At 68.6% G+C, this 19,883-nt stretch carries 18 protein-coding genes; 10 read left to right on the top strand and 8 right to left on the bottom strand.

What is annotated here, in order from left to right; genetic code table 11:
* Positions 1-6: 6 nt before the first annotated feature.
* Positions 7-1,827 (top strand): putative bifunctional diguanylate cyclase/phosphodiesterase, encoded by a 1,821-nt coding sequence (locus BST38_RS01200; protein WP_272818835.1) that lies wholly within the window; start codon positions 7-9, stop codon positions 1,825-1,827.
* A gap of 28 nt (positions 1,828-1,855) precedes the next feature.
* On the opposite strand, the gene BST38_RS01195 is transcribed toward BST38_RS01200, so the two are convergent.
* Positions 1,856-2,626, bottom strand: coding sequence for a hypothetical protein (locus BST38_RS01195; protein WP_237160628.1), 771 nt, complete (start codon positions 2,624-2,626; stop codon positions 1,856-1,858).
* 204 nt (positions 2,627-2,830) lie between these two features.
* Between BST38_RS01195 and BST38_RS01190 the strand changes: the two genes are divergently transcribed.
* Together BST38_RS01190 and BST38_RS01185 are read left to right on the top strand one after the other, a co-directional pair.
* Positions 2,831-4,063, top strand: coding sequence for an acyl-CoA dehydrogenase family protein (locus BST38_RS01190; protein WP_083141406.1), 1,233 nt, complete (start codon positions 2,831-2,833; stop codon positions 4,061-4,063).
* Positions 4,064-5,206, top strand: a complete 1,143-nt coding sequence (locus BST38_RS01185; protein WP_083141405.1) for an acyl-CoA dehydrogenase family protein — start codon at positions 4,064-4,066, stop codon at positions 5,204-5,206.
* Here the strand turns inward: BST38_RS01185 and BST38_RS01180 are convergent.
* Together BST38_RS01180 and BST38_RS01175 are read right to left on the bottom strand one after the other, a co-directional pair.
* Complete coding sequence (locus tag BST38_RS01180) at positions 5,175-5,825, bottom strand: hypothetical protein (RefSeq protein ID WP_083141404.1); 651 nt, start codon at positions 5,823-5,825, stop codon at positions 5,175-5,177. The genes BST38_RS01185 and BST38_RS01180 overlap by 32 nt on opposite strands.
* Positions 5,822-6,706 carry a universal stress protein gene (locus tag BST38_RS01175; RefSeq protein ID WP_083141403.1) on the bottom strand — a complete coding sequence of 295 codons (885 nt, stop codon included), beginning with the start codon at positions 6,704-6,706 and terminating at the stop codon, positions 5,822-5,824. The genes BST38_RS01180 and BST38_RS01175 overlap by 4 nt, the downstream gene beginning before the upstream one ends.
* 243 nt (positions 6,707-6,949) lie before the next feature.
* Here BST38_RS01175 and BST38_RS01170 point away from each other — a divergent pair, with 243 nt between their 5' ends.
* Positions 6,950-7,642, top strand: a complete 693-nt coding sequence (locus tag BST38_RS01170) for an alpha/beta fold hydrolase (protein ID WP_165761540.1) — start codon at positions 6,950-6,952, stop codon at positions 7,640-7,642.
* Here BST38_RS01170 and BST38_RS01165 read toward each other — a convergent pair.
* Both BST38_RS01165 and BST38_RS01160 read right to left on the bottom strand, forming a co-directional pair.
* On the bottom strand, positions 7,614-8,723 hold the full coding sequence (locus tag BST38_RS01165) for a DUF1214 domain-containing protein (protein ID WP_083141402.1): 1,110 nt from the start codon (positions 8,721-8,723) through the stop codon (positions 7,614-7,616). The genes BST38_RS01170 and BST38_RS01165 overlap by 29 nt on opposite strands.
* Positions 8,720-9,295 (bottom strand): TetR/AcrR family transcriptional regulator, encoded by a 576-nt coding sequence (locus BST38_RS01160; protein WP_083141401.1) that lies wholly within the window; start codon positions 9,293-9,295, stop codon positions 8,720-8,722. The genes BST38_RS01165 and BST38_RS01160 overlap by 4 nt, the downstream gene beginning before the upstream one ends.
* Positions 9,296-9,407: 112 nt before the next feature.
* On the opposite strand from BST38_RS01160, the gene BST38_RS01155 reads away from it, so the two are divergent.
* Positions 9,408-10,568 carry a sulfotransferase family protein gene (locus BST38_RS01155; protein ID WP_181792017.1) on the top strand — a complete coding sequence of 387 codons (1,161 nt, stop codon included), beginning with the start codon at positions 9,408-9,410 and terminating at the stop codon, positions 10,566-10,568.
* 30 nt (positions 10,569-10,598) lie between these two features.
* Here BST38_RS01155 and BST38_RS01150 read toward each other — a convergent pair whose 3' ends face one another.
* Entirely contained in the window at positions 10,599-11,366 is a 768-nt protein-coding gene (locus BST38_RS01150; protein WP_083141399.1) for an endonuclease/exonuclease/phosphatase family protein, read from the bottom strand.
* A 61-nt stretch (positions 11,367-11,427) separates the two neighbouring features.
* Between BST38_RS01150 and BST38_RS01145 the strand changes: the two genes are divergently transcribed.
* Together BST38_RS01145 and BST38_RS01140 are read left to right on the top strand one after the other, a co-directional pair.
* Positions 11,428-11,994, top strand: a complete 567-nt coding sequence (locus tag BST38_RS01145) for a hypothetical protein (RefSeq protein ID WP_083141664.1) — start codon at positions 11,428-11,430, stop codon at positions 11,992-11,994.
* A 120-nt stretch (positions 11,995-12,114) separates the two neighbouring features.
* On the top strand, positions 12,115-12,792 hold the full coding sequence (locus BST38_RS01140; protein ID WP_083141398.1) for a Crp/Fnr family transcriptional regulator: 678 nt from the start codon (positions 12,115-12,117) through the stop codon (positions 12,790-12,792).
* Here BST38_RS01140 and BST38_RS01135 read toward each other — a convergent pair.
* Positions 12,749-15,556, bottom strand: a complete 2,808-nt coding sequence (locus BST38_RS01135) for a helix-turn-helix transcriptional regulator (protein ID WP_083141397.1) — start codon at positions 15,554-15,556, stop codon at positions 12,749-12,751. The genes BST38_RS01140 and BST38_RS01135 overlap by 44 nt on opposite strands.
* Positions 15,557-15,860: 304 nt before the next feature.
* On the opposite strand from BST38_RS01135, the gene BST38_RS01130 reads away from it, so the two are divergent.
* A complete protein-coding gene (locus tag BST38_RS01130) occupies positions 15,861-17,201 on the top strand; it encodes a hypothetical protein (protein WP_083141396.1) in 1,341 nt (446 codons plus the stop codon).
* A gap of 61 nt (positions 17,202-17,262) precedes the next feature.
* Here BST38_RS01130 and BST38_RS01125 read toward each other — a convergent pair whose 3' ends face one another.
* A complete protein-coding gene (locus BST38_RS01125; protein WP_133057202.1) occupies positions 17,263-17,535 on the bottom strand; it encodes a fibronectin-binding protein in 273 nt (90 codons plus the stop codon).
* A gap of 786 nt (positions 17,536-18,321) precedes the next feature.
* On the opposite strand from BST38_RS01125, the gene BST38_RS01120 reads away from it, so the two are divergent.
* Positions 18,322-19,032, top strand: coding sequence for an MlaE family ABC transporter permease (locus tag BST38_RS01120; RefSeq protein ID WP_083141663.1), 711 nt, complete (start codon positions 18,322-18,324; stop codon positions 19,030-19,032).
* The gene (locus BST38_RS01115; RefSeq protein WP_083141394.1) at positions 19,029-19,883 is read left to right on the top strand and encodes an ABC transporter permease; all 855 of its coding nucleotides are present in this window, start codon (positions 19,029-19,031) and stop codon (positions 19,881-19,883) included. Before BST38_RS01120 ends, BST38_RS01115 begins: the two co-directional genes overlap by 4 nt.

Below are 19,883 nucleotides of genomic sequence, written 5' to 3'. Positions count from 1 at the left end.
CTGGACATGCTCGTCACGTCGGTGGCGGCACAACTCATGGGCGCCGGTGCCGCTTCCTGGGTGGAGGCCAGCCGGGGTGTCCTCGCCGAACTGGTGGCCCACTTCGACGTCGATGTCAGCTTCCTGCGGCGTAACGATCATTCGATCCGGGCATCGATCCTGGTCGCCGAATGGCCGGTACGGCCCGAGACCCCCGATCCCGATCCGCTCGCGGTGGTCTACTTCGCCGACGCCGATCCGGTGTTCGCCTTGGCCGAACACCAGAAGGAACCGCTGGTGTTCCGCCCGGAACCGGCCACCGACGAGTATCAGAAGACCATCGAGGAGAGCCGCCAGGTTCCCCAGGTGTCGATGGCATGCGTTCCGCTGTTGTCCGAGGACGACACCACCGGGGTACTCGGCTTCATCAAGTTCGGCGACCGCGACTGGACCGAAGAGGAACTCAACGCGCTCCAGGCGATCGCCTCCCTGTTCGCCCAGGTGCAAGCGCGGGTGCAGGCCGAGGAGCAACTCCGGTACCTCGCCGAGCACGACGACCTGACCGGCCTGTGCAACCGGCGCGCGCTGCTCGCCCACCTCGACGAGCGTCTCGCCGAGGACCAGCCCGGTCCGGTGGCCGCGTTGTTCTTCGACCTGGACCGGCTCAAGGCGATCAACGACTATCTCGGTCACACCGCGGGCGACCGGTTCATCCGGGTGCTGGCCGAGCGGCTTCGCGAGAGCGCTGAGACCCCGAACATGATCGCCCGCCTCGGCGGCGACGAGTTCGTCGTCGTGCCCACCGAACCGATGGATGTGGCCGCCGCCGAAGCGCTTGCCCACCAGCTGCAGTCGACGTTGCGTGAACGCGTCTCGATCGACGGCGAGACCCTGTCCAGGACCGTCAGTATCGGTGTGGCACAAGGCATTCCGGGGCGCGACACCACGTCGGATCTACTCCGGCGCGCCGACCAGGCGGTGCTGGCCGCCAAGGGTTCCGGCGGAAACCAGATCACCGTGTTCACCGAGGACATGTCTCTGCAGAACGAGTTCGACAACGACATCGAACTGCACCTGCAGGGCGTGATCGAAAACGGTGCGCTGCTTCTTCACTACCTTCCCGAAATCGATATGCGCACCGGCGACATCCTCGCCGCCGAGGCGCTCGTGCGCTGGCAGCACCCGACCCGCGGTCTGCTGTCCCCCGACGCGTTCATCGGGGTGGCGGAGTCGATCAACTTCGCCGGCGAACTGGGCCGCTGGGTGATGCGGACGGCGTGCGCGGAGTTCGCCGCTTGGCGGGCCCGCGGCATCGGCAGGGACGCCATCATGCGGATCAACGTCTCCCCGGTGCAACTGGTCACCGACGGTTTCGTCGAGACGGTGGCCGGCATCATCGACGAGTTCGGCCTCGACCACGGTTCGGTCTGTCTTGAGATCACCGAGAGCGTGGTGGTGCAGGACATCGAGACGACCCGGGTGACCCTGGACGGGCTGAAGAAGGCCGGTGTGCTGGTTGCCATCGACGATTTCGGAACCGGTTACAGCGCGCTGTCGCACCTGAAGTCACTGCCGGTGGACACACTGAAGATCGACAAGAGTTTCGTGCGTGAACTCGGTTCGGACCCAGGCGATCTCGCGATCGTGCGGGCCATCATCGCGCTCGCCGAGGCATTCGGCCTCGAACTGGTCGCCGAGGGTGTCGAGACCGACGCCGCGGCGCTGACCCTGCTTCGGCACGGCTGCCATCGGGCACAGGGCTTCCTGCTCTCGCGCCCGATCCCCGGCGCGGCGATGGAAACCCTGTTCTCCCAAGGGCGCATCCCCGTCAGCTTCTCGAAGTCCTGACCGCCGGCCGGTCAGGACCGACTGACCGCTAGTCGGTCAGCAGCTCGACGCGACCGAATCTGCTGGCCTCCTTGCCGACGAGCGCGACCCGAAGCCGATCCTGCCCGGTCAGCCCGTCGCTGGCCGGTCCGCGGGTGACGTCCTCATGGCGGCAGATCAGCACTCCGTGACGCGCGCGGACCGCCAGCGGCCCGTCGGCGGTGGCGAAGACCGCGCCGGTGACCACATGGTCCTCGAAGACCAACCGCTCGAACCGCGTCACCGGCTGTGGCCACAGGTCCCGGTCCTCGGCCTGGGCGGTGAGCCATCGCCGGACCGAACCGATCGGGTCGGCGATGTCGGGGATCACCTCCCCGATCTCGGTCACCTTGACCAGGTCACCGTCGCCGCGATCCATGGTCGCCGACGTCCAGTCGGTGACCTGCGTGTAGAGGTAGCCCGTGGGTGACGGGATGCAGCGCGCCGCCCAGTCACGCAGCCGCGCGCCGTCGAATGCCGGAATCGGCCTGCGGCGCACCGGAACAGGTTCGCCGGCGGCGCGCACCGGCAGGTCGGCGTCGTGCTGACTGAGCGCCGAGACGTCGATGTCGGAGGTCAACGAACCGATGTAGTCAGCGGTCGCCTCGTCATCGTCGAACGTGGAGTCGAACGTGAACCAGCCGTGCCGCGCCGGGGTCGGGGCACTGGCGAGGAAGACCTCGCCGTCCTGGTCGGCCGCCGAGATCGCCGTGGCCAGACCCGCCAGCCCGGTGTCGGTGCACACGACGTCGACTTCGTCGTCCCATTCGGGATCGTTCACGCTCAGTTGCCTCGCTGTAGATGCCGCAAAGAGAGCCCGACCTGGACTTTCCCGGCCGGTCAAGGCTATGGCATCGCCGATACCTGACCAAAATCGCCGGCGGCCGTGCCCAGGTGCGGCGGTTCTGGCAGGGAACCTGGGGTAGCTTCCACTTAACTAACTAGGTTTACTGTGTCTGTAGCGCGTGGCGGAAAGGAGAGATCGATGGATTTGGGCTGGTCTGCGACCGACCTCGCGTTCCGCGACGAAGTGCGGGCATTCCTCGACGAGAAGCTGACCCCGGAACTCCGGCGGGCCGGGCGGTTGATGACAAGCGTGTACGCCGACCACGACGCCAGCATGGAGTGGCAGCGCATTCTCCACGAGCGCGGCTGGGCGGCTCCGGCGTGGCCGGTGGCCCACGGCGGCTGTGATTGGAGCCTGACCCAGCACTACATCTTCAGCCGGGAATCGACGTTGGCCGGAGCGCCGTCGCTGTCGCCGATGGGGATCAGGATGGTAGCCCACGCGATCATCAAGTTCGGCACCGACGAGCAGAAGGACTTCTTCCTGCCCCGGATCCTGACCGGCGAGGTGTTCTTCTGCCAGGGTTACTCGGAGCCGGAAGCCGGCTCGGACCTGGCGGCGCTGTCGATGGCCGCCCGTGACGACGGCGATCACCTGGTCTGCACCGGCAGCAAGATCTGGACCACCCACGCGCGGGAGGCCAACTGGATGTTCGCGCTGGTGCGCACCACCCGCAACGAGAAGAAGCAGCGCGGCATCACGTTCCTCCTCATCGACATGTCCACCCCGGGCATCGAGATCCGCCCGCTGGTCATGACGTCCGGCGAAGAGGTGCAGAACCAGGTCTTCTTCGACGAGGTGCGGGTGCCCAAGAAGAACGTCATCGGCCAGATCGACGACGGCTGGACCGTGGCGAAGTATCTCCTGGAGTTCGAGCGCGGCGGCGGCGCCGTCGCAGCGGGCCTTCAGGTGATGGCCGAGAACATCGCCGAGGTCGCCGCCGGACAGCCAGGCCCCGACGGCGGCCGGTTACTCGACGATCCCGCGTTCGCGCGCAAGCTGGCCGACGCCCGCATCCGCACCGAGGTGTTGGAGATCCTGGAGTACCAGGTGCTCGCCGTGGTCGCCGACGGCGGCAACCCCGGGGCGAAATCCTCCATGCTCAAGGTGCTCGGCACCGAATTGAGCCAGACCATCACCGAACTCGCGATGGAAGCGGCCGGACCGCGCGGCCGCGTGTACCAACCCCACGCGACGTTCCCCGGCGGTCCGATCGCCGAGTTCGAGCCGCCCCACGACGGTTACGTCAGTGGCCAGCCCTGGCAGGCCGTCGCCCCGCTGCGGTACTTCAACGACCGGGCCGGCTCGATCTACGCCGGCAGCAACGAAATTCAGCGCAACATCCTCGCCAAGGCAGCATTGGGGCTCTAAATGGACTTCAAACTCACCGACGAACAGGAACTGCTGCGCGGCGGCCTGACCCGGTTCCTCGCGACTCGCTACGACCTCGAGAAGAGCCGCGCCGCAGCGAAAACCGGTGCGGGCTGGCAGCCCGAGGTGTGGCGCGCATTCGCCGAGGAGCTCGGCATCCTCGGCGCCACGCTGCCCGAGGACAACGGCGGGATCGGCGGCGGTCCGGTCGAGATGATGCTGATCGCCGAGGCGCTGGGACACGCGCTGGTCGTCGAACCGTACGTGGACACCGCCGTCGTCGCGGCCGGGCTGCTGCTGCGCGCCGGCGGCGCGGTCGCCGACGCGCTGCTCGAGCAGATCGTGGCCGGCTCCGCGATCGTCTCGCTGGCAGCGGCCGAGCCGACGTCCGGGGACTTCTGGCAGGACGTCAGCACCCGGGCGGTCCGCGACGGCGACGACTGGGTGCTCACCGGTGAGAAGATCGTGTCCTCCGCCACGCCACTGGCCGGGCACGTCCTGGTCACCGCGCGTACCGCCGGCGAACGCACCGACACCACCGGGATCTCGCTGTTCGTGGTGGATCTCGCCGCGGCCGGGACCGGCATCACGGTGCACCACTACCGCACCATCGACGACCGCCGGGCGTCCGACATCGTGCTCGACGGCCTGCGGCTGCCTGCGTCGGCGCTGCTGGGTTCCGAGGGCGGCGCGTGGTCGTCGCTGGCCCGCGCCCGCGACGAGGGCGCCGCGGCGGTCGCCGCCGAAGCCGTCGGATGCATGCGCAAGGTGCTCGCCGACACGGTCGAATACTGCAAGCAGCGGCAGCAGTTCGGTCAGCCGATCGGTAGCTTCCAGGTGCTCCAGCACCGCATGGTGGACATGTACATGGAGGTCGAACAGGCCGCCGCCGCAGCACTTCTGGCGGTGCTCAAGCTCGACGAGGACGAGGCCACCCGCGCGCGGGCGGTGTCGGCGGCCAAGGCGACCATCGGTCGGGCGGCCCAGTTCGTCGGCCAGCAGGCGGTGCAGTTGCACGGCGGCATGGGGATGACCGAGGAACTCGCCATCGGCCACTACTTCAAGCGGCTGACCGCGCTGCAGTTCGAGTTCGGGTCAACCGACCACCACGTCACGCGCTACGGCCGGCTGACCACGCGGTAGCGCGCTCAGCGCGCTCCCGGACACCGAGCAGCATCCGGCGCTCCATCACGAAGTGCACGATGTCGTAGAGCACGTTGCCGCCGTAACCGCCGTTGCCCCGGGCCAGCAGCCGGGTGCCGGTCCCGGTCGGCTTGAGGTGGAATGACCAACTGCCCGAAGCCTTCTCGCCGCGCTGAACGCGTGCGTAGTCGTCCGGTGACATCAGGACGAGGTGGGACTTCGGTTCCAGCGCCGCGACGACCTGCCGACCGCGGTCGCCGCCACGGCGGGCCAGCCACACGGTGTCGCCGACGGCGAGGTCCTGCCATTCCGGATGGACGGTGGTCGCGTTGTGGATGTCGGCGCCCACCGCCCGTTCGAGCCCGCTGTAGCTGTAGAACCCGCCGCGGTCCTCGCCGATCTGCGCCAGCCACGGCCAGACGTCTTCCGGACCTGCGTCGATGGTGACCGCCCTGGTGGTGCGTGCTCCCCCGGCGACGAGTTCGTCACCCGGTAGCCCGGCCACCGATTCCTCGTGGGTCGCACCCCAGCGGTAGATCCAGGGTCGCAGCCGGGTGCGGTACGCGATCACCAGCGCCGCCGCCGCGGTTCCGGCGACGACGGCGCGGTATCTGTTCACGACGACCGGGCCACGATCACCGGGGTCCGGGAGGACTGCACGACCTGTGAGCCCACCGAACCGAGCAGCATTCCGGCGAAACCGCCGCGGCCGTGGCTGCCGACCACGAGCAACTGCGCCTTCGCGCCCTCTTCGAGCAGCCGCCGCGCGGGTTGGTCACGCTTGACCACCCGGTGCACGGTCACGTCGGGATAGCGCTCCTGCCACCCGGCCAGCCGTTCGGCGAGCAGCATGTCCTCTTCGGGCTGGACCTCGCTCCAGGTGGTGCCGGGCAGTTCGTATCCGGCATCGCTCCAGGTGTGCACCGCGACCAGATCGACACCTCGCCTGCTGGCTTCGTCGAACGCGATCGCGGTGGCGTGCTCGGAGGCGGGAGAGCCGTCGATCCCGACCACGACGGGAGCCTGCGCCGGGTGCGGGATCAGCGGGTCCTCGTCGTAGACGACGACGACCGGGCAGTGTGCGTGGTGGACCAGGCCCGAGCTGACGGAGCCGAGCAACCGGCGTTCCCACTTGCCCAGACCGCGGCTGCCGACGACGATCATCGCGGCGTCCTTCGACAGGTCGGCGATCGTCGGCACCGGCTGGCCGGACAGAATCTTCTCGGTGATGGCCGGAAGGGCATCGGGGACGGCCGATTCGACGACGGTGCGCGCCTCGGCCAGAAGCCGTGTCGCTTCCTTCCTCTCGTCCTCGTAGAACGCGGCCGGCAACGGCACCTGGACCCACGATTGCATCGACGCGCTGGGCAGCACATGCACGAGGGTCAGGGGTACCTCCCGCATCGCGGCGTCACGGGCCGCCCAATCGATCGCCACTCGCGATGCGGCCGAGCCGTCGACACCGACGACGATGCCGAGGGGTGCAGGTGTGGTGGACATGTCGCAGCCTCCTACCGGCGGGTGGCAACGGCGCCACCCGATGACTCCACGCTAGCCCCCCGAGCGCCCCGCACATCAGTGGTCGACGGTCACGCGGCCCGAGGACCAAAGTCCTTTTCGGTGGAACGCCCGTGCGCACGCGCCCGGGCCCGGATACTTGCCGCATCGATCCTTGCGCCGGAGGCGGTGACACATGGACGGCGGGGTGCTGCTCGTGCACGGCGGTATGTGCACGTCGCCGCGTTGGAGCCCGATCAGTGTTGGAGCCCGGTCACCGCGCGTCTCGCGTTGCCGGTGATCGCGGTCGACCTGCCCGGCCGCGGAAGCCGGCGTTGCGACCTTCTGGAGGTGACCCTCGACGACTGTGTCCGCACCGTCCTCGAGTACGCCGACGACGCCGGATGGGGACGCTTCGCCCTGGTCGGGCACTCGCTCGGCGGGGTGACCGTCACCGAGACCGCCAACCGCCGTCCCGACCGCATCACCCACCTCGTGTATGTCGGCGCGCTGATCCCAGGGCCAGGTCAGGGCGGGTGCGGGCTCGCGTACGGGGCCGACTGGCCCGCCGGTGAGATCGCCACGATCGACGAGGCTGTCGCCAGGGCCATGTTCGGCAATGACCTCACCGACGACCAGTGGGCGACATGGTGGCCCAGCTTCGTCCCCGAGGCGCCGCGGCTGATGAACGCTCGGCTCAGTGGTTACCCGAACGGCATACCGACGACCTACGTCGGCCTGACCGACGATGTGGCCGTACCCGCGACGCTGTGGGATCAGATGACCCGCCACCTGCCCGGGCCGGTGGACCGCAGACAGATCGACGCCGGTCACATGGTGATGTGGTCGAAGCCAACGGAATTGGCCGCGCTGCTCTCGGATCTGCTGACCGGATCGCTGCTGACGAAAACTACGTCAGCTCCGTCGGCGCCTCGGTGACTTTCACCAGCGACACCTCGGGCCGGGCGGGCACCTGGTCGGCCAGGAACCAGCGGAACGCCAGATTTCCGCGCGGGTAATCGAGCGTGGTCAGCGAATTCGGGTGCGCCGTCATACCGCGGGAGAGCACCACCGTCACCGAACCGTCGGAGTTCGGCGCCGCGGTGAATCCGTTGACCGAGCTGCGCGCGTCGGAGACACCGGGCACCGCCATGAACTGGTTCCACACCACCAGGTTCCAGAACCGGCACGCCGGCGGGCGGTGGGTGATCACCAGGGCTTCGTCCTCAGCAAGGTCGAAACTGCCGTACGCGTAGCACGCGTCGCGGGCAGACCACCCGAAGTTGGCGTCCGGCACCTGATACGGTTCGGCGAAATCGTTGGCCGCCATCGCGGTCTCATGGCCGAACTCGTGCTCATCGGAGTTCTTCACGCCGACCGCCAGCGGCAGGATCGCGAACATGGTCCGCAGCCACGCCGCGCCGGCCCGCAGCGCGGCAGCGGTCTCGGCCTCGCTGTGCCGGAACGGATCCGGCGGTTCCAACGCCTCGATAGTCCAGCTGACCGGCCTGCCGGTCAGCGGATCGGCCTGGTAGTCCCGCGTCATCAGCACCGCGGCGTCGGGTTGCGGACCGAATTCGAAACTGAAGTTGCCGTCCTCGTCGATGTCGAGGTCGTCGTCGCGGACGAGCGCGACGATGCGGTCCGACCACGCCCCGGGCGACGGCTCGTTGTACGCGGTGATCGAGAAGTACACGCTGTCACCACGATTGCCGCTGATGCGGTATCGCCGGGACGGATCGACCGGGCACATGAAGTAGAGCGCGTCGGTGTTGTCGCCACCCCAGCGCCGGTCGGGCCGGAACGGCGAGTTCACCTCGACCCAGCGCGGGCGGCTCGGATCGGCGAACAGATAGGTGTCGAACGCGACGCCGAGCGTGGTGGCGAGCATGCGGTAGCCGTCGGCGACATGCCGATCGTCGGTGACCGCCTTCGGCCCGGTCATGAACGACGCATCGAGCTCGCGCAGCGTGTCGAGCAACTCCCGCCACGCCGTTGTCGCTTCGTGGGTTTCGGTCATGCACTGATTCCTTTCGTGATGAGCCGTGCGGTCCGGTCGATCCAGTCCTCGTCCGCGGTTGCCCCGCGGGTGATCAACGACAGCAGCGTGATTCCGGCGATCACCTCGGCCAGTTCGGAGGCGAGAACCTCGCGCCGAACCTCACCGCGCCCGGCCGCCGACTCGAGGTATCCGGCCAGATCCCGCACCAGGATGTCGGAAAAGCGTTCCAGCAGAGCGGTGTGCAGGGTCGGGTCCGAGGCCATCTCCCCGACGAGGCCGGGCAGCGCCGCGCGGGCGGCGGGCGTGTTCAGGATCGCGTGTGTGCGCCGCACCATCTCTCGCACATCGCCTTCGAGGGAACCGGTTTGGGGTATCTCGGTGGTCGCGTCGATCGGGAACACGGCCTCGTGCACCAGGTGGGCCTTGCTGCGCCAGCGCCGGTAGATGGCCGGCTTGCTGGTACCCGCCCGTGCGGCGACGGCATCCAGCGACAGTTCGGCGTACGACGACTCGCCGAGCATCTCCGTCGTCGCGTGCAGCACCGCGTCGGCGATCGCCTGATTCCGGGGCCGTCCCACCTCTGCCGTCATTACGATACTCAAAGTAACATAACCCGATGTGACGGACACCACAGACGGACTGGTTCACCTAGACGACCTCGCAGAGCCGCGGTATTCAACTGAGGCACAACAGCTTCGGGAAATGATGGCGGTGCTGGCCGCAGACTGCCCGCTCGATGCCGACGTGCTGCACGCGCGGGCCCGCGAGGCGACCGGGCTGGACGACTTCGGTCCCGACGACTACCGCGAGCGCCTGAACCTGTACCTGGCCGAGCTGCGCGAGATCGACATGCACGCCCCCGGGATCGTGAACTTCCACGCCCAGCTTCAACAGTGGCTGAAGAACCGGCTGCTGCTGACCGATCTGCTGACCCGCCACCCGGAGATCGAGGACATCGAGCTGGTCGCGCCGGTCGTCATCGCCGGGCTCCCCCGCTCGGGCACCACCCACCTGCACAACCTGCTCGCCGCCGCGCCCACCTTCCGCAGCCTCCCGTATTGGGAGAGCGTCGAGCCGTTCCCGCTGCCGTCGGAGGCCGGCATCGAACCTGATCCGAGGATCGGCCGAATGGATCTCGCGGTGCAGACGATGGACCTGCTGATGCCGCATTTCGCGCTGATGCACGAGATGACCACCGACCACGCGCACGAAGAGATCCAGCTGCTCGCCAACGACTTCTCCACGATGCTGATGGAGACCCTCGCACATGTGCCGCGCTGGACCGAGTACTACTGGAGCCACGACCAGACGTCGACCTACCGGTATCTGGCCACCCAGCTCAAGGCCCTGCAGTTCCTGCGCGGCGGCGGTCGCTGGGTACTGAAATCACCCCAGCACCTGGCCCAGCTGCCGGTGATCGACAATGTGCTGCCCGGGGCCAAAGTCGTCTTCACACACCGCGATCCGGTGCCGGTCGCGCTGTCGATGATCGCGATGATCACGTATTCCGAACGGATGCACCGCGACAAGGTCGACGTTGCGACCGTCGCCGCGGCGTGGGTGGACCGGCTGGAGAAGATGCTCGCCGCGTGTGTCCGCGACCGCGACGTCATCGCCGCCGACCGCTCACTCGACATCCGTTTCGACGATTTCATGTCCGACGAGATGGGTGTCGCCGAGTCCATTTACAGCCTGACCGGCGAAACGTTCGACGACCCATCACGCGCGGCGGTGTCGGACTATCTGGAAAGCCACCGGCGCGGCAGGCACGGCCGGGTACACACCTCCGCCGAGATGTTCGGCCTGGATCCCGACGACCTACGGCAGCGCTTCGCGTCCTACACCACCCGATTCCTGAGCTGAATTCGTTCGCCCACAACCGATCACACTCCCTCAGCTGAGACGCTCCAGGTGCACGGCCAGCGGCCGATGGTCCGAGATCGCCAGCTCCGGGGTCTCGAAGGCCCGCACGGTGAGGGCGGGATCGTCGGTGAGCACATGGTCGAGCTGGCGGGTCGGACGGTCGGCCGGGAACGTCGGCGCGACCGCGAGCTGCCGTAACCGCGACCACCGCCGCGCGGGCTTCGCCGGCATGTTCAGGTCTCCGGTGACGATCCGCGGCCAGGGCAGCGCGCGCACGTCGCGCATCAACCGGTGCAGCTGGAATCGATTCCACCCCGGGACGAAGGACAGGTGGGTGTTGACGACGGTGAGCTCGCCCATCGGTGTGTCGAACACTCCGATCACGGCCGCACGCGGCTCCTCGTCGACGACCACCACCTTCCCGGGTTCGCGCAGGTACAGCGGGAACCGGAAAGGTATCCGCGGCAGCCGCAGCACCTGCCAGCTCACCGCGGGGTAGCGAGACAGAAGTGCGACCCCGTACGCGGCCGTCCCCGGCTGCTCCTCACCTGTGGCGGCCATCCAGGTCGCCCCAGGGGTACCGGCGATCGCGGCGACGAAGCGGTGGCTCCTGGCACCCATCGCCTCGGCGGCCAGTGCGGTGAGGTCGGCGAGCCCGGATCGCTGCTGGATGGAATCGACCTCCTGCAGCGCGAGGATGTCGGCGTCGAGCGAGGCCACGCAGTCGGCGAAGCGGTCCAGATCCACCCCGTGCCCGGGTGTGCGCCCGTGCAGAATGTTGAACGTCACCAACTTCATGGGTACGCACTACCCATCCTGGACCGAAACCCATCCTGTGACCGAACCGACGGCGGTGAGCATGTCCCACCCGAGCCTGCCTCATGACGTCCTGCGTGAGGCGCTCAAACGTGCGGCCTCGGCCCTCAAGGCCGACGGCCCGCCGTTCGCGCTCGCCGGCAGTTACGCGCTGTGGGTGCACGGCGCCCCGGAGCCCGTGCACGACGTGGACTTCGTGGTGGCAGAACACGACGCGGAGGCCGCGGTGGCGACGTTGTCGAAGGCGGGTTTCGACATCCGTCGGCCCCGCGAGGAGTGGTTGTTCAAGGCGGCGCTGTCCGTCGACGGTCCCGTCGTGATCGACGTGCTGCACCAGATCAACCGGGTACCGGTGGACGGGGCGCTGCTGGAACGGGCCGAGACCCAGGATGTGCTGGCCCTGGCGATCCCGGTGCTGCCCCCGACCGAGGTGCTCACCCAGAAACTGCGCGCGCTGCACGAACACCACTGCGACTTCGCCACGCTGTTCCCCCCGGTACGGGCCGTACGTGAGCAACTGGATTGGCCGCGGCTGCGGCAGATGACGGCCGAGAACCCGTTCGCGGTGGCGTTCCTTTCGCTGTGCGACAGCCTGGGCATCACCGCCTGAGCGCACACGGCAGGACGGCAACTGATAATTTACGCATGCTGAACATCGCGTACAGCCTGGCCGGCCGGGATGGCTGAGACCGGCTACGCGGAGCCTGAAAGGGCGCCCAGAAAGGACTATGTGGACGAGGTATTGGCGCGCGCCGCGATCTTCCAGGGCGTGGATCCAGGCGCCGTGGCAGCGCTGTGCAGCCAGCTTCAACAGGTGTCGTTCCCTCGCGGACACCGCGTGTTCAGCGAGGGCGATCTAGGCGACGCTCTCTATATCATCACCGCGGGCCGTGCGAAGATCGGCTGCACGGCGCCCGACGGCCGGGAGAGCCTGTTGACACTGATGGGCCCGGCCGACATGTTCGGCGAACTCGCGATCTTCGATCCGGGCCCCCGGACCTCGTCGGTCACCACGCTGACGGCACTGAACGCGGTGATGATGGACCGTGACGCGTTGCGGTTCTGGATCGCCGAGCGGCCCGAGATTGCCGAGCAGTTGCTGCGCGTGCTGGCACGCCGACTGCGCCGCACCAATGACACGCTGTCGGACCTGATCTTCACCGACGTCCCGGGGCGGGTGGCCAAGCAGCTGCTGGATCTGGCGCGCCGATTCGGCACCCAGCAGGACGGGTCACTGCGTGTCGACCACGGACTGACCCAGGAGGAGATCGCTCAACTCGCCGGGTCGTCGCGGGAGACGATCAACAAGGCACTGGCCGACTTCGCACAACGCGGGTGGATCGAGCAGCGCGGCAAGACGACGATCATCCACGATCCCGCCCGCTTGGCACGCCGCGCGCAAAGGTAGCGCCCGACCCCGAGTGCTGCGAGCCGGAGTGCTCCCGGAACGCGTTGGTCAACTGCACGCGGGACCGCACGCCCAGCTTCCGGAACACCGATCGCAGGTGCGTGTTCACGGTGTTCGGAGATACGCTCAACTCGGTTGCGGCAGAACGATTCGTATGCCCGGAACTGATCAGTCCGACCACCCGCAGTTCGGTCGGCGTCAGGGACTCCCACCCGCTGTCCGGGCGGTGGGACGGGGCGTCGATCCGCACTCCGTGCACCCCGTGGCGGCGTAGCACCGCCGATACCGCGCGGGTGCCCGCCACCGCGCCGATCCGGTGATAGATCTCGGCCGCCTCGGTCAGCGCGACGACCCCGGCGCCGGCCGAACCCTGGTCGAGGTTCAGCGATCCCAGATCTCGCAGCGCATCGGCGACCAGCATGGGACGCGGCGACTCTCGCAGCACCGCCACGGCTTCGGTCATCACCGCGCCGTCGCCGTCCAGCAACGCCCGGATGTGCAGTGCGGCGCCCTGCAAGCTGGCCACACCCGGATTACGTTGTGCGGCAAGGTCGGCAAGATGGCCCGCACGTGCCGCGAACGTCCTGTCGCCGGCGAGCAGACCGATGCTGGCCAGTATCCGCATCCAGGGCGGCGACCACGGCCACGCATCGCGGTACTCCCCCGCCGTGTCCAGTAGCGGGGCGAGCAGAGCCAGGCTGGTGTCGTAGTCACCGGTCGCCGCGCTGAGCCATCCGCGCACCAGGCGTAGACGGGCGGACCGACGTTCGTGCGGTGACTCGTCTCGGGCCCCGGGACGCAACAATGTGACGGCGGTGACGATCTCGTCCCGGTAGGCGGCCACGACCGCCAGCACCATCCGCGCGTTCAGCCGGTAGGCATGGTTGCCGGTCTCCTCGGTCAGGCGTATCAGCGTCCGCGCGCCGGCCTCCACCGCGTCGAACTGGCCGAGGGCGAGGTCCTGCCACATCTGCGCGTACAGCATCGACGGGAGTTGGCGGTCGACGTCGTGGACCGCCTCGCGGATCTTGGTCAGCATGGCGTCGGCCTCGTCGAAACGGTCGAGATGCTGCAGCGTGCGGATCTCCTCGGCGAGATGACCGTCGTCGGAGAGCCGCCGCAGATCGGCGAAGAGCTCCAACGCGACCGTGTGGCGCCCCTCGTTGCGGGCCCCTTCGATCGATGCGAGCACTGCCAGCCGCTGAGCCGGCAGGTCGCCGAGTCGTTCCGCCTCGGCAAGTGCGTGCCGGGCCAGCTCGTGGGTGCCGCTCGCGGGCAGCGTCCGCGACGCCGCGAGCGCCTGCGCCGAGCGGAGCCGGGCATGCATGACCGCGGAAACACCGTCGAGTGTCATCGCGACCGAGGCGCGCCTGTCCATTTCGACGATGTCCTCGGTGACCCACAGCGCGCGGCACGCCAGCAGTTCGAGCCTGGCGACGGTCTCCGGGTCGGTCGCGGCGGCACGCAGCCTGTCGGCGAGAACGAGCGCCTCGGCCTCACGCTGCGCGTCGAGCAGGGCTTCGACGGTGACCTCTCCGGTCAGGAACCACAGCCGGTGGCCCGGCGTCGTCAACGCGAACGCGGCGTGGGCGGTGTCGACGGCCTGCAGTGGCAGGGATGCACCGTCGCGCACCGCCTGCACGAGGGCGCAGATGGCCTCGTCGTCGTCGATTCCCGCACCGCACCGGTAATGTCCGGCCGCCGTCTGCGCGGCGCCTCCGGCGGCGACGATACGGCGCGCACACGCGCGGTGCAGCAGTCGGCGGCGCTCCGGGGCGATGTCGGCGTAGACGGCCTCCCGCAGCACATCGTGCGGGAAGCGCACCTCGCCGTCGTCGCCGGCGAGCAGCCCGTGATCGACGTCTTCCCTTGCAAGAGAGGATAATTCGCTCTCCGAGGTGTCGGCGAGAATCGCTGCGGCGTCGGACATGCCCAGCGGCCTGCCCCACACCGCGACCAGTCGGACGAGCTCCGCGCCGCCTACCGACAGTGCACCCAGCCTGCGCCGGATGCCCAGGCCCAGTTCGGCGTAGAAGTTCCTGGTGCTCGCCGGGGCGTCCGGCCGGCCGGCGAGGCCGTCGACGATCTGCACCGCCCAGAACGGGTTGCCACCGGTGTCGTCGAGAAGCTCCCGCAGCGTCGGGGAGAGCTCGGCGGAGGTCCGATCCGCGGCGATGGCGGCGATGTCGGCGGCTGTCAGCGGACCGAGCGGGATACGCGTCACCGCCGTGACATCGTCGGTGCCGGAGAGGATCTCGGCGAGCGCTTCTCCCGGTGCCCGCCGACTGGCGACCAGCCACACCACCGGCGAACCGGACAACCGCGCGGGCAGCACCCGCAACGCGAAGCGGGTCAACCGATCCGCCCACTGCACATCGTCGACGGTGACCAGCACCGGGCCGCCCGCGGCCAGTTCCTCGAGCAGAGCGCCGATGCGGTCGACCAGCCACAGCGGTTTGTCGTACAGCGGGGCGAGGCTGCCGAACGCGTCACCGGTCAGCAGCGGATCGGGACCGGACCGCAACGCGACGAGTAGCGGCGCCCCCGGCGCGATCTGGTCACCATCCTCGGCCTTACCGCTGCCCACCCGGAAGCCCGTCCTGGTGGCCTGTTCGATGATCTCGCGCAGCAGCGCCGTTTTGCCGATACCCGGCTCGCCGCTGACGACGACCACGGACCCCTGCCCGGTACGCCCGGCGTCCCGCAGCGCACGCAACGCGCGCGACATCGCCTCCGCACGCCCCCTGAGCACGATCCGCGTCATGTCCAGTCCTGTCGTCTCACGATCACCGGCGCCCAGAACGGGGCGGGTCGGCGCTGGAGAGAACGCCGATGCGCGGTGAAAGTATTCGTCAGTGTGACCCGCGCCACAGCCGCGTGTCGCCCGAACGCGTGATGGCCGCCGCACAACCGGTGGGCCGCGCCGCTCGTCGGCGTCCTGACGCACGGGGAAATTTCACCTGTTCATGCGATGGGCAGCGGGAGCGTGCGGTGGTTGAGTCATCCCGGCGCGACATTACTCCTCAGTAAGTTCCGCGCGTCACTGCTCACACCAGCCAGGAGTTCCCATGTCCACTGCCGTCCGCCGCCCCGTCGCCGCGGGTGTCGCACTTCTCGGGGCGAGCGCGATCGCCATCTCGCCGGTCACGCCCGCACAAGACCTCTCGCTTGCCACCCTCAACCCGCCGGCCCTGTACTCGGCGGGGGTCGACCTGCTCGCGTCCAGTGACGTGCTGGCCGTCTACCAGAAGGTCTTCGCCGACGCCGGCGCCGGGCTCGACGCCCTGATCGCCAACGCCGAACCCGGCCAACTGCCCAAGCAGTTCATCGACAACCAGATCGCGAGTGCGACCGCGCTGGCCGCCGGGCTCGGCGGCACCGCATCCGGAATCGCCGACGCGTTGAAGACGGAGGTGCCCCAGCTGCTGCAGGCCGCGGTCACCGCGCTGGCGGCCGGACAGTTGTCGGAGGCGTTCGACAATCTGGTCCAGATTCCGCTGGCGGTGGCCCTGCCGATCACCGATCTGGTGCCCGCGCTCCAGGAGGTGCTCACCAAACCGCTGAAGAACATCGTGAACATCGTCAACTCGTTCGCCACCGATACCCTCGGGACGACATTGCTGCTCAGCGGCTTCATCGCACCGCTGATCAGCACACCCGCCGCGATCTTCGCGGCGGTCCAGAACGTCGTCGACGCGTTCGGCACCTCGCCGTCGGCGGTGGTCGATGCGCTGCTGACCGCACCCGCGACGATCATCGACGGCTTCCTCAACGGCGGGTACGGGCCCGATCTCGGCGCCCTGGTATCCCCGGGACTGCCCGTCAAGGCCGGTGGGCTGTTGAGCTCGGCCGGCGTGGTGTTCCTGCCCGACGGCAGCTTCTTCGTCAACACCGGCGGACCGCTGGCCGCGTTCCAGCAGCTCATCACGAAGATCACCGATGCGATCACCCCGGCCGCGCCGACCACCGCCGTCGTGTCGACGGCAGCCGTCGCCAGCCTCCCCGCGCCGGCATCGGCGACCGTCACCTTGGCCACGGCCGAAGCGCCGACCGCCTCGGAGTCGGAGCCGGCCCCCTCGAAGCCGGCTGCCTCGGAGTCGGCCACGGGGGCGACCGAGGATTCCCCGGCGGCAGTCGAGGACTCGACCGAAGCCGAGTCCGACGCCGCCGGGAACGGTACCGACGCAGACAGCATCGGGAACGACGGTGCCGCGAACAACGGTGCTACACACGACAGTGCCTCGAACAACGGCGCCGGACACGACGGTGCCGGGACGGACGGTTCGGGGAAGTCGGATTCCGGCAAGGCCGACTCCGGCGGCGAGTCCCGGGCGCCGCACAAGCCGAGAACCGCACGCCGCGACGAATCCGGCTCGCACCACGAGTCGAAGGCGGGCGCCGACGACTAGTCGGCGTCGCCGGCGGGGCTCCTCCCATTGCTGGGAGGGGCCCCGTTTTCGTCGCCGAGCGTCATATACACCCGTTGAAGCAATAGTCGGCAGGCTTGCGCTCGTCGGGCCGCACCGCGGCGGCGTCGGTGGGCGCGTTCTGCGTCAGGTCGATGTCGCCTTCCCAGTCCGGGGCGATCGGCATGAAGTGGCACAGGAACGTGACACCCAGTTGGCACGGGTCGTCCCCCGGTTGGGCGAGCGCGACGGGAACCGGGCTCACCGCGCCGCACAGGATCGCCCCCAGCGCGGCCAACGCACGGGAAATCCGGCGTCGTCGCTGCGATGACGTCACGTGACCCCTCCTGACCGTCTGCGGCATCGCCGCCAAACCGACAACAAACCTATAACCACACGGTTTATCTCGCCAGGAAACTACTCCGCCGGCCGTACGATGCCAACCCCGTCCGTGAGGCGCACAGCAACCACAGGACGGAAGACGCGGCGACTCCCGCCCGCCGGCACGACCGAGGCCGCGCCGCCGCCGGAGGCGTAGGCGGCGACGCGCCGTGATCATCACGATGATCGCTGCAGTCCAGCAGATCTGCCCGGGATCGCCCATCTGAGCGCACTCGGGCGACCATCGAGAACTGCCGGCCCACCCCTCGCGGCACCCCGACCGTACCCAGGCCGGATCTGCTGCCACAGCGACGGACATCGATGCGCGCGATCACCACGGTCCCGCCGCTCGGACGCCGCCACACGGGTGTGAACGTCGCAGTGATTGACCCATCTATATCTATAGGGGTAAGGTTTGCGCACCCCGGTGGCCTGGATCACAGTAGCTCGGTATCCGCACCCGGGACACGACAGCTCCGCTGCTCCCCGCGGCCCACCGACGGCCGAGGGTACGACCGCATGCTCGATAGATGGAGGCGCGCCCCATGCTCGGAGTGGGACGATGCGACGCGTCGCCGCGGCCCGGTGCCCACCCGCGCGGTCCGGGCAGACACCGCCCGAGGAGACGGATGTGGTGATGCCCGACAGCGCGGCACCCCGCAGCAGGTTCGACGACGGACTGAACCGGTTTTCGGCCACCCCCGCCGCGAAGCCGTTGCGCGCGTTCGGCGGATTCTTCGCGATGGCGCTCGATGTGCTGATGCTGATACCCCGCCGGCCGTTCGCGTGGCGCGAATTCCTGCTGCAGGCCTGGTTCGTCGCACGTGTGTCGATGATGCCGACGTTGATGCTCGCCATCCCGTTCACGGTGCTGATGGTCTTCACCTTCAACATCCTGCTGGTCGAATTCGGCGCCGCCGACTACTCCGGCACCGGGGCGGCCTACGGAACGGTCACCCAGATCGGTCCGGTGGTCACGGTTCTGGTGGTCTCGGGCGCCGGCGCCACCGCGATGTGCGCCGACCTCGGCGCACGGACCATCCGTGAAGAGCTCGACGCGCTGAAAGTCATGGGCGTCAACCCGATTCAGGCCCTGGTGGTTCCCCGGGTGTTGGCCGCGACGGTGGTGGCCACGCTGCTGTCGTCGGTCGTGATCCTGGTCGGCCTGATCGGGAGTTTCATCTTCGCGGTCTTCATCCAGCACGTCACGCCCGGGTCATTCGTCGGTGGCCTCACCGTCATCACCAAGGCCCCCGATGTGGTGATCTCGTTGGTCAAGTCGAGCCTGTTCGGGCTCGCCGCGGGGCTGATCGCCTGCTACAAGGGCGTTTCCGTACGCGGCGGGCCGGCCGGGGTCGGCAACGCCGTGAACGAAACCGTCGTGTACACCTTCATGGCCCTGTTCGCGATCAACATCATCGCCACGGCGGTGGGCGTGAAGGCGACCCTGTGAGCGCGGGCATCCCGGCCGGGCTGCACCCGCGGTGGCGCCGCGCCTACGGCAAGCGCATCGAAGGCCTGAACCGGATCGGCACCCAGTCCCAGTTCTACTTCACCACCATCACCGGTATCCGCGATGCACTGGTCCACTACAAGGGCGAGACCGTGCGGCTGATCGCTCAGATGAGCCTGGGCACAGGCGCGTTGGCGATCGTCGGCGGGACGGTGGTGATCGTCGGATTCCTGACGCTGTCGACCGGGGCACTGGTCGCGGTGCAGGGATACAACCAGTTCGCCAACGTCGGTGTCGAAGCGCTGACCGGCTTCGCATCGGCGTTCTTCAACGTCCGGCTCATCGCCCCGGTCATCGCGGGGATCGCGCTGGCCGCGACCATCGGTGCGGGCGCGACCGCGCAGCTCGGGGCGATGCGGATCAACGAGGAGATCGACGCACTCGAGGTGATGGGCGTGCGATCGGTGGCCTACCTGGCGTCCAACCGGGTGATCGCCGGTGTGGTCGTCGTGATGCCGCTGTACTGCGTCGCGATGATCACCGCGTTTCTGGCGGCCCGGTTCGGCACGACGGTGATCTACGGGCAGTCCAGCGGCGTGTACGACCACTACTTCCATACGTTCCTGAACCCGGCCGACATCATCTGGTCCTTCTTTCAGGCGGTGCTGATGGCCGTCGTCATCATGCTCGTGCACACGTACTACGGCTTCAACGCCTCCGGTGGGCCCGCCGGTGTCGGCGAGGCCGTCGGCCGCGCCGTCCGCACCTCGATGATCTCCGCCGTCTTCGTCGTGCTGTTCGTCTCGCTGGCGATCTACGGCCAGTCCGGCAATTTCAACCTGTCGGGTTAG

Origin of the sequence: Mycolicibacterium parafortuitum (genome assembly GCF_002086815.1) — a bacterium.
Classification (GTDB): Bacteria; Actinomycetota; Actinomycetes; order Mycobacteriales; family Mycobacteriaceae; genus Mycobacterium; species Mycobacterium parafortuitum.
The sequence above is the reverse complement of the archived record's forward strand: the minus strand, read 5'-3'. Positions and strand labels throughout refer to the sequence as shown.

Bases quoted from the DNA above. Each gene is read 5' to 3' on its own strand.
- BST38_RS01175 (WP_083141403.1), bottom strand. From the start codon at position 6,706: ATGTCCACCACACCTGCACCCCTCGGCATCGTCGTCGGTGTCGACGGC.
- BST38_RS01160 (WP_083141401.1), bottom strand. From the start codon at position 9,295: ATGACGGCAGAGGTGGGACGGCCCCGGAATCAGGCGATCGCCGACGCG.
- BST38_RS01130 (WP_083141396.1), top strand. From the start codon at position 15,861: ATGTCCACTGCCGTCCGCCGCCCCGTCGCCGCGGGTGTCGCACTTCTC.
- BST38_RS01120 (WP_083141663.1), top strand. From the start codon at position 18,322: ATGGCGCTCGATGTGCTGATGCTGATACCCCGCCGGCCGTTCGCGTGG.
- BST38_RS01200 (WP_272818835.1), top strand. From the start codon at position 7: ATGCTCGTCACGTCGGTGGCGGCACAACTCATGGGCGCCGGTGCCGCT.
- BST38_RS01190 (WP_083141406.1), top strand. From the start codon at position 2,831: ATGGATTTGGGCTGGTCTGCGACCGACCTCGCGTTCCGCGACGAAGTG.
- BST38_RS01150 (WP_083141399.1), bottom strand. From the start codon at position 11,366: ATGAAGTTGGTGACGTTCAACATTCTGCACGGGCGCACACCCGGGCAC.
- BST38_RS01165 (WP_083141402.1), bottom strand. From the start codon at position 8,723: ATGACCGAAACCCACGAAGCGACAACGGCGTGGCGGGAGTTGCTCGAC.
- BST38_RS01185 (WP_083141405.1), top strand. From the start codon at position 4,064: ATGGACTTCAAACTCACCGACGAACAGGAACTGCTGCGCGGCGGCCTG.
- BST38_RS01145 (WP_083141664.1), top strand. From the start codon at position 11,428: ATGTCCCACCCGAGCCTGCCTCATGACGTCCTGCGTGAGGCGCTCAAA.
- BST38_RS01155 (WP_181792017.1), top strand. From the start codon at position 9,408: ATGATGGCGGTGCTGGCCGCAGACTGCCCGCTCGATGCCGACGTGCTG.
- BST38_RS01135 (WP_083141397.1), bottom strand. From the start codon at position 15,556: ATGACGCGGATCGTGCTCAGGGGGCGTGCGGAGGCGATGTCGCGCGCG.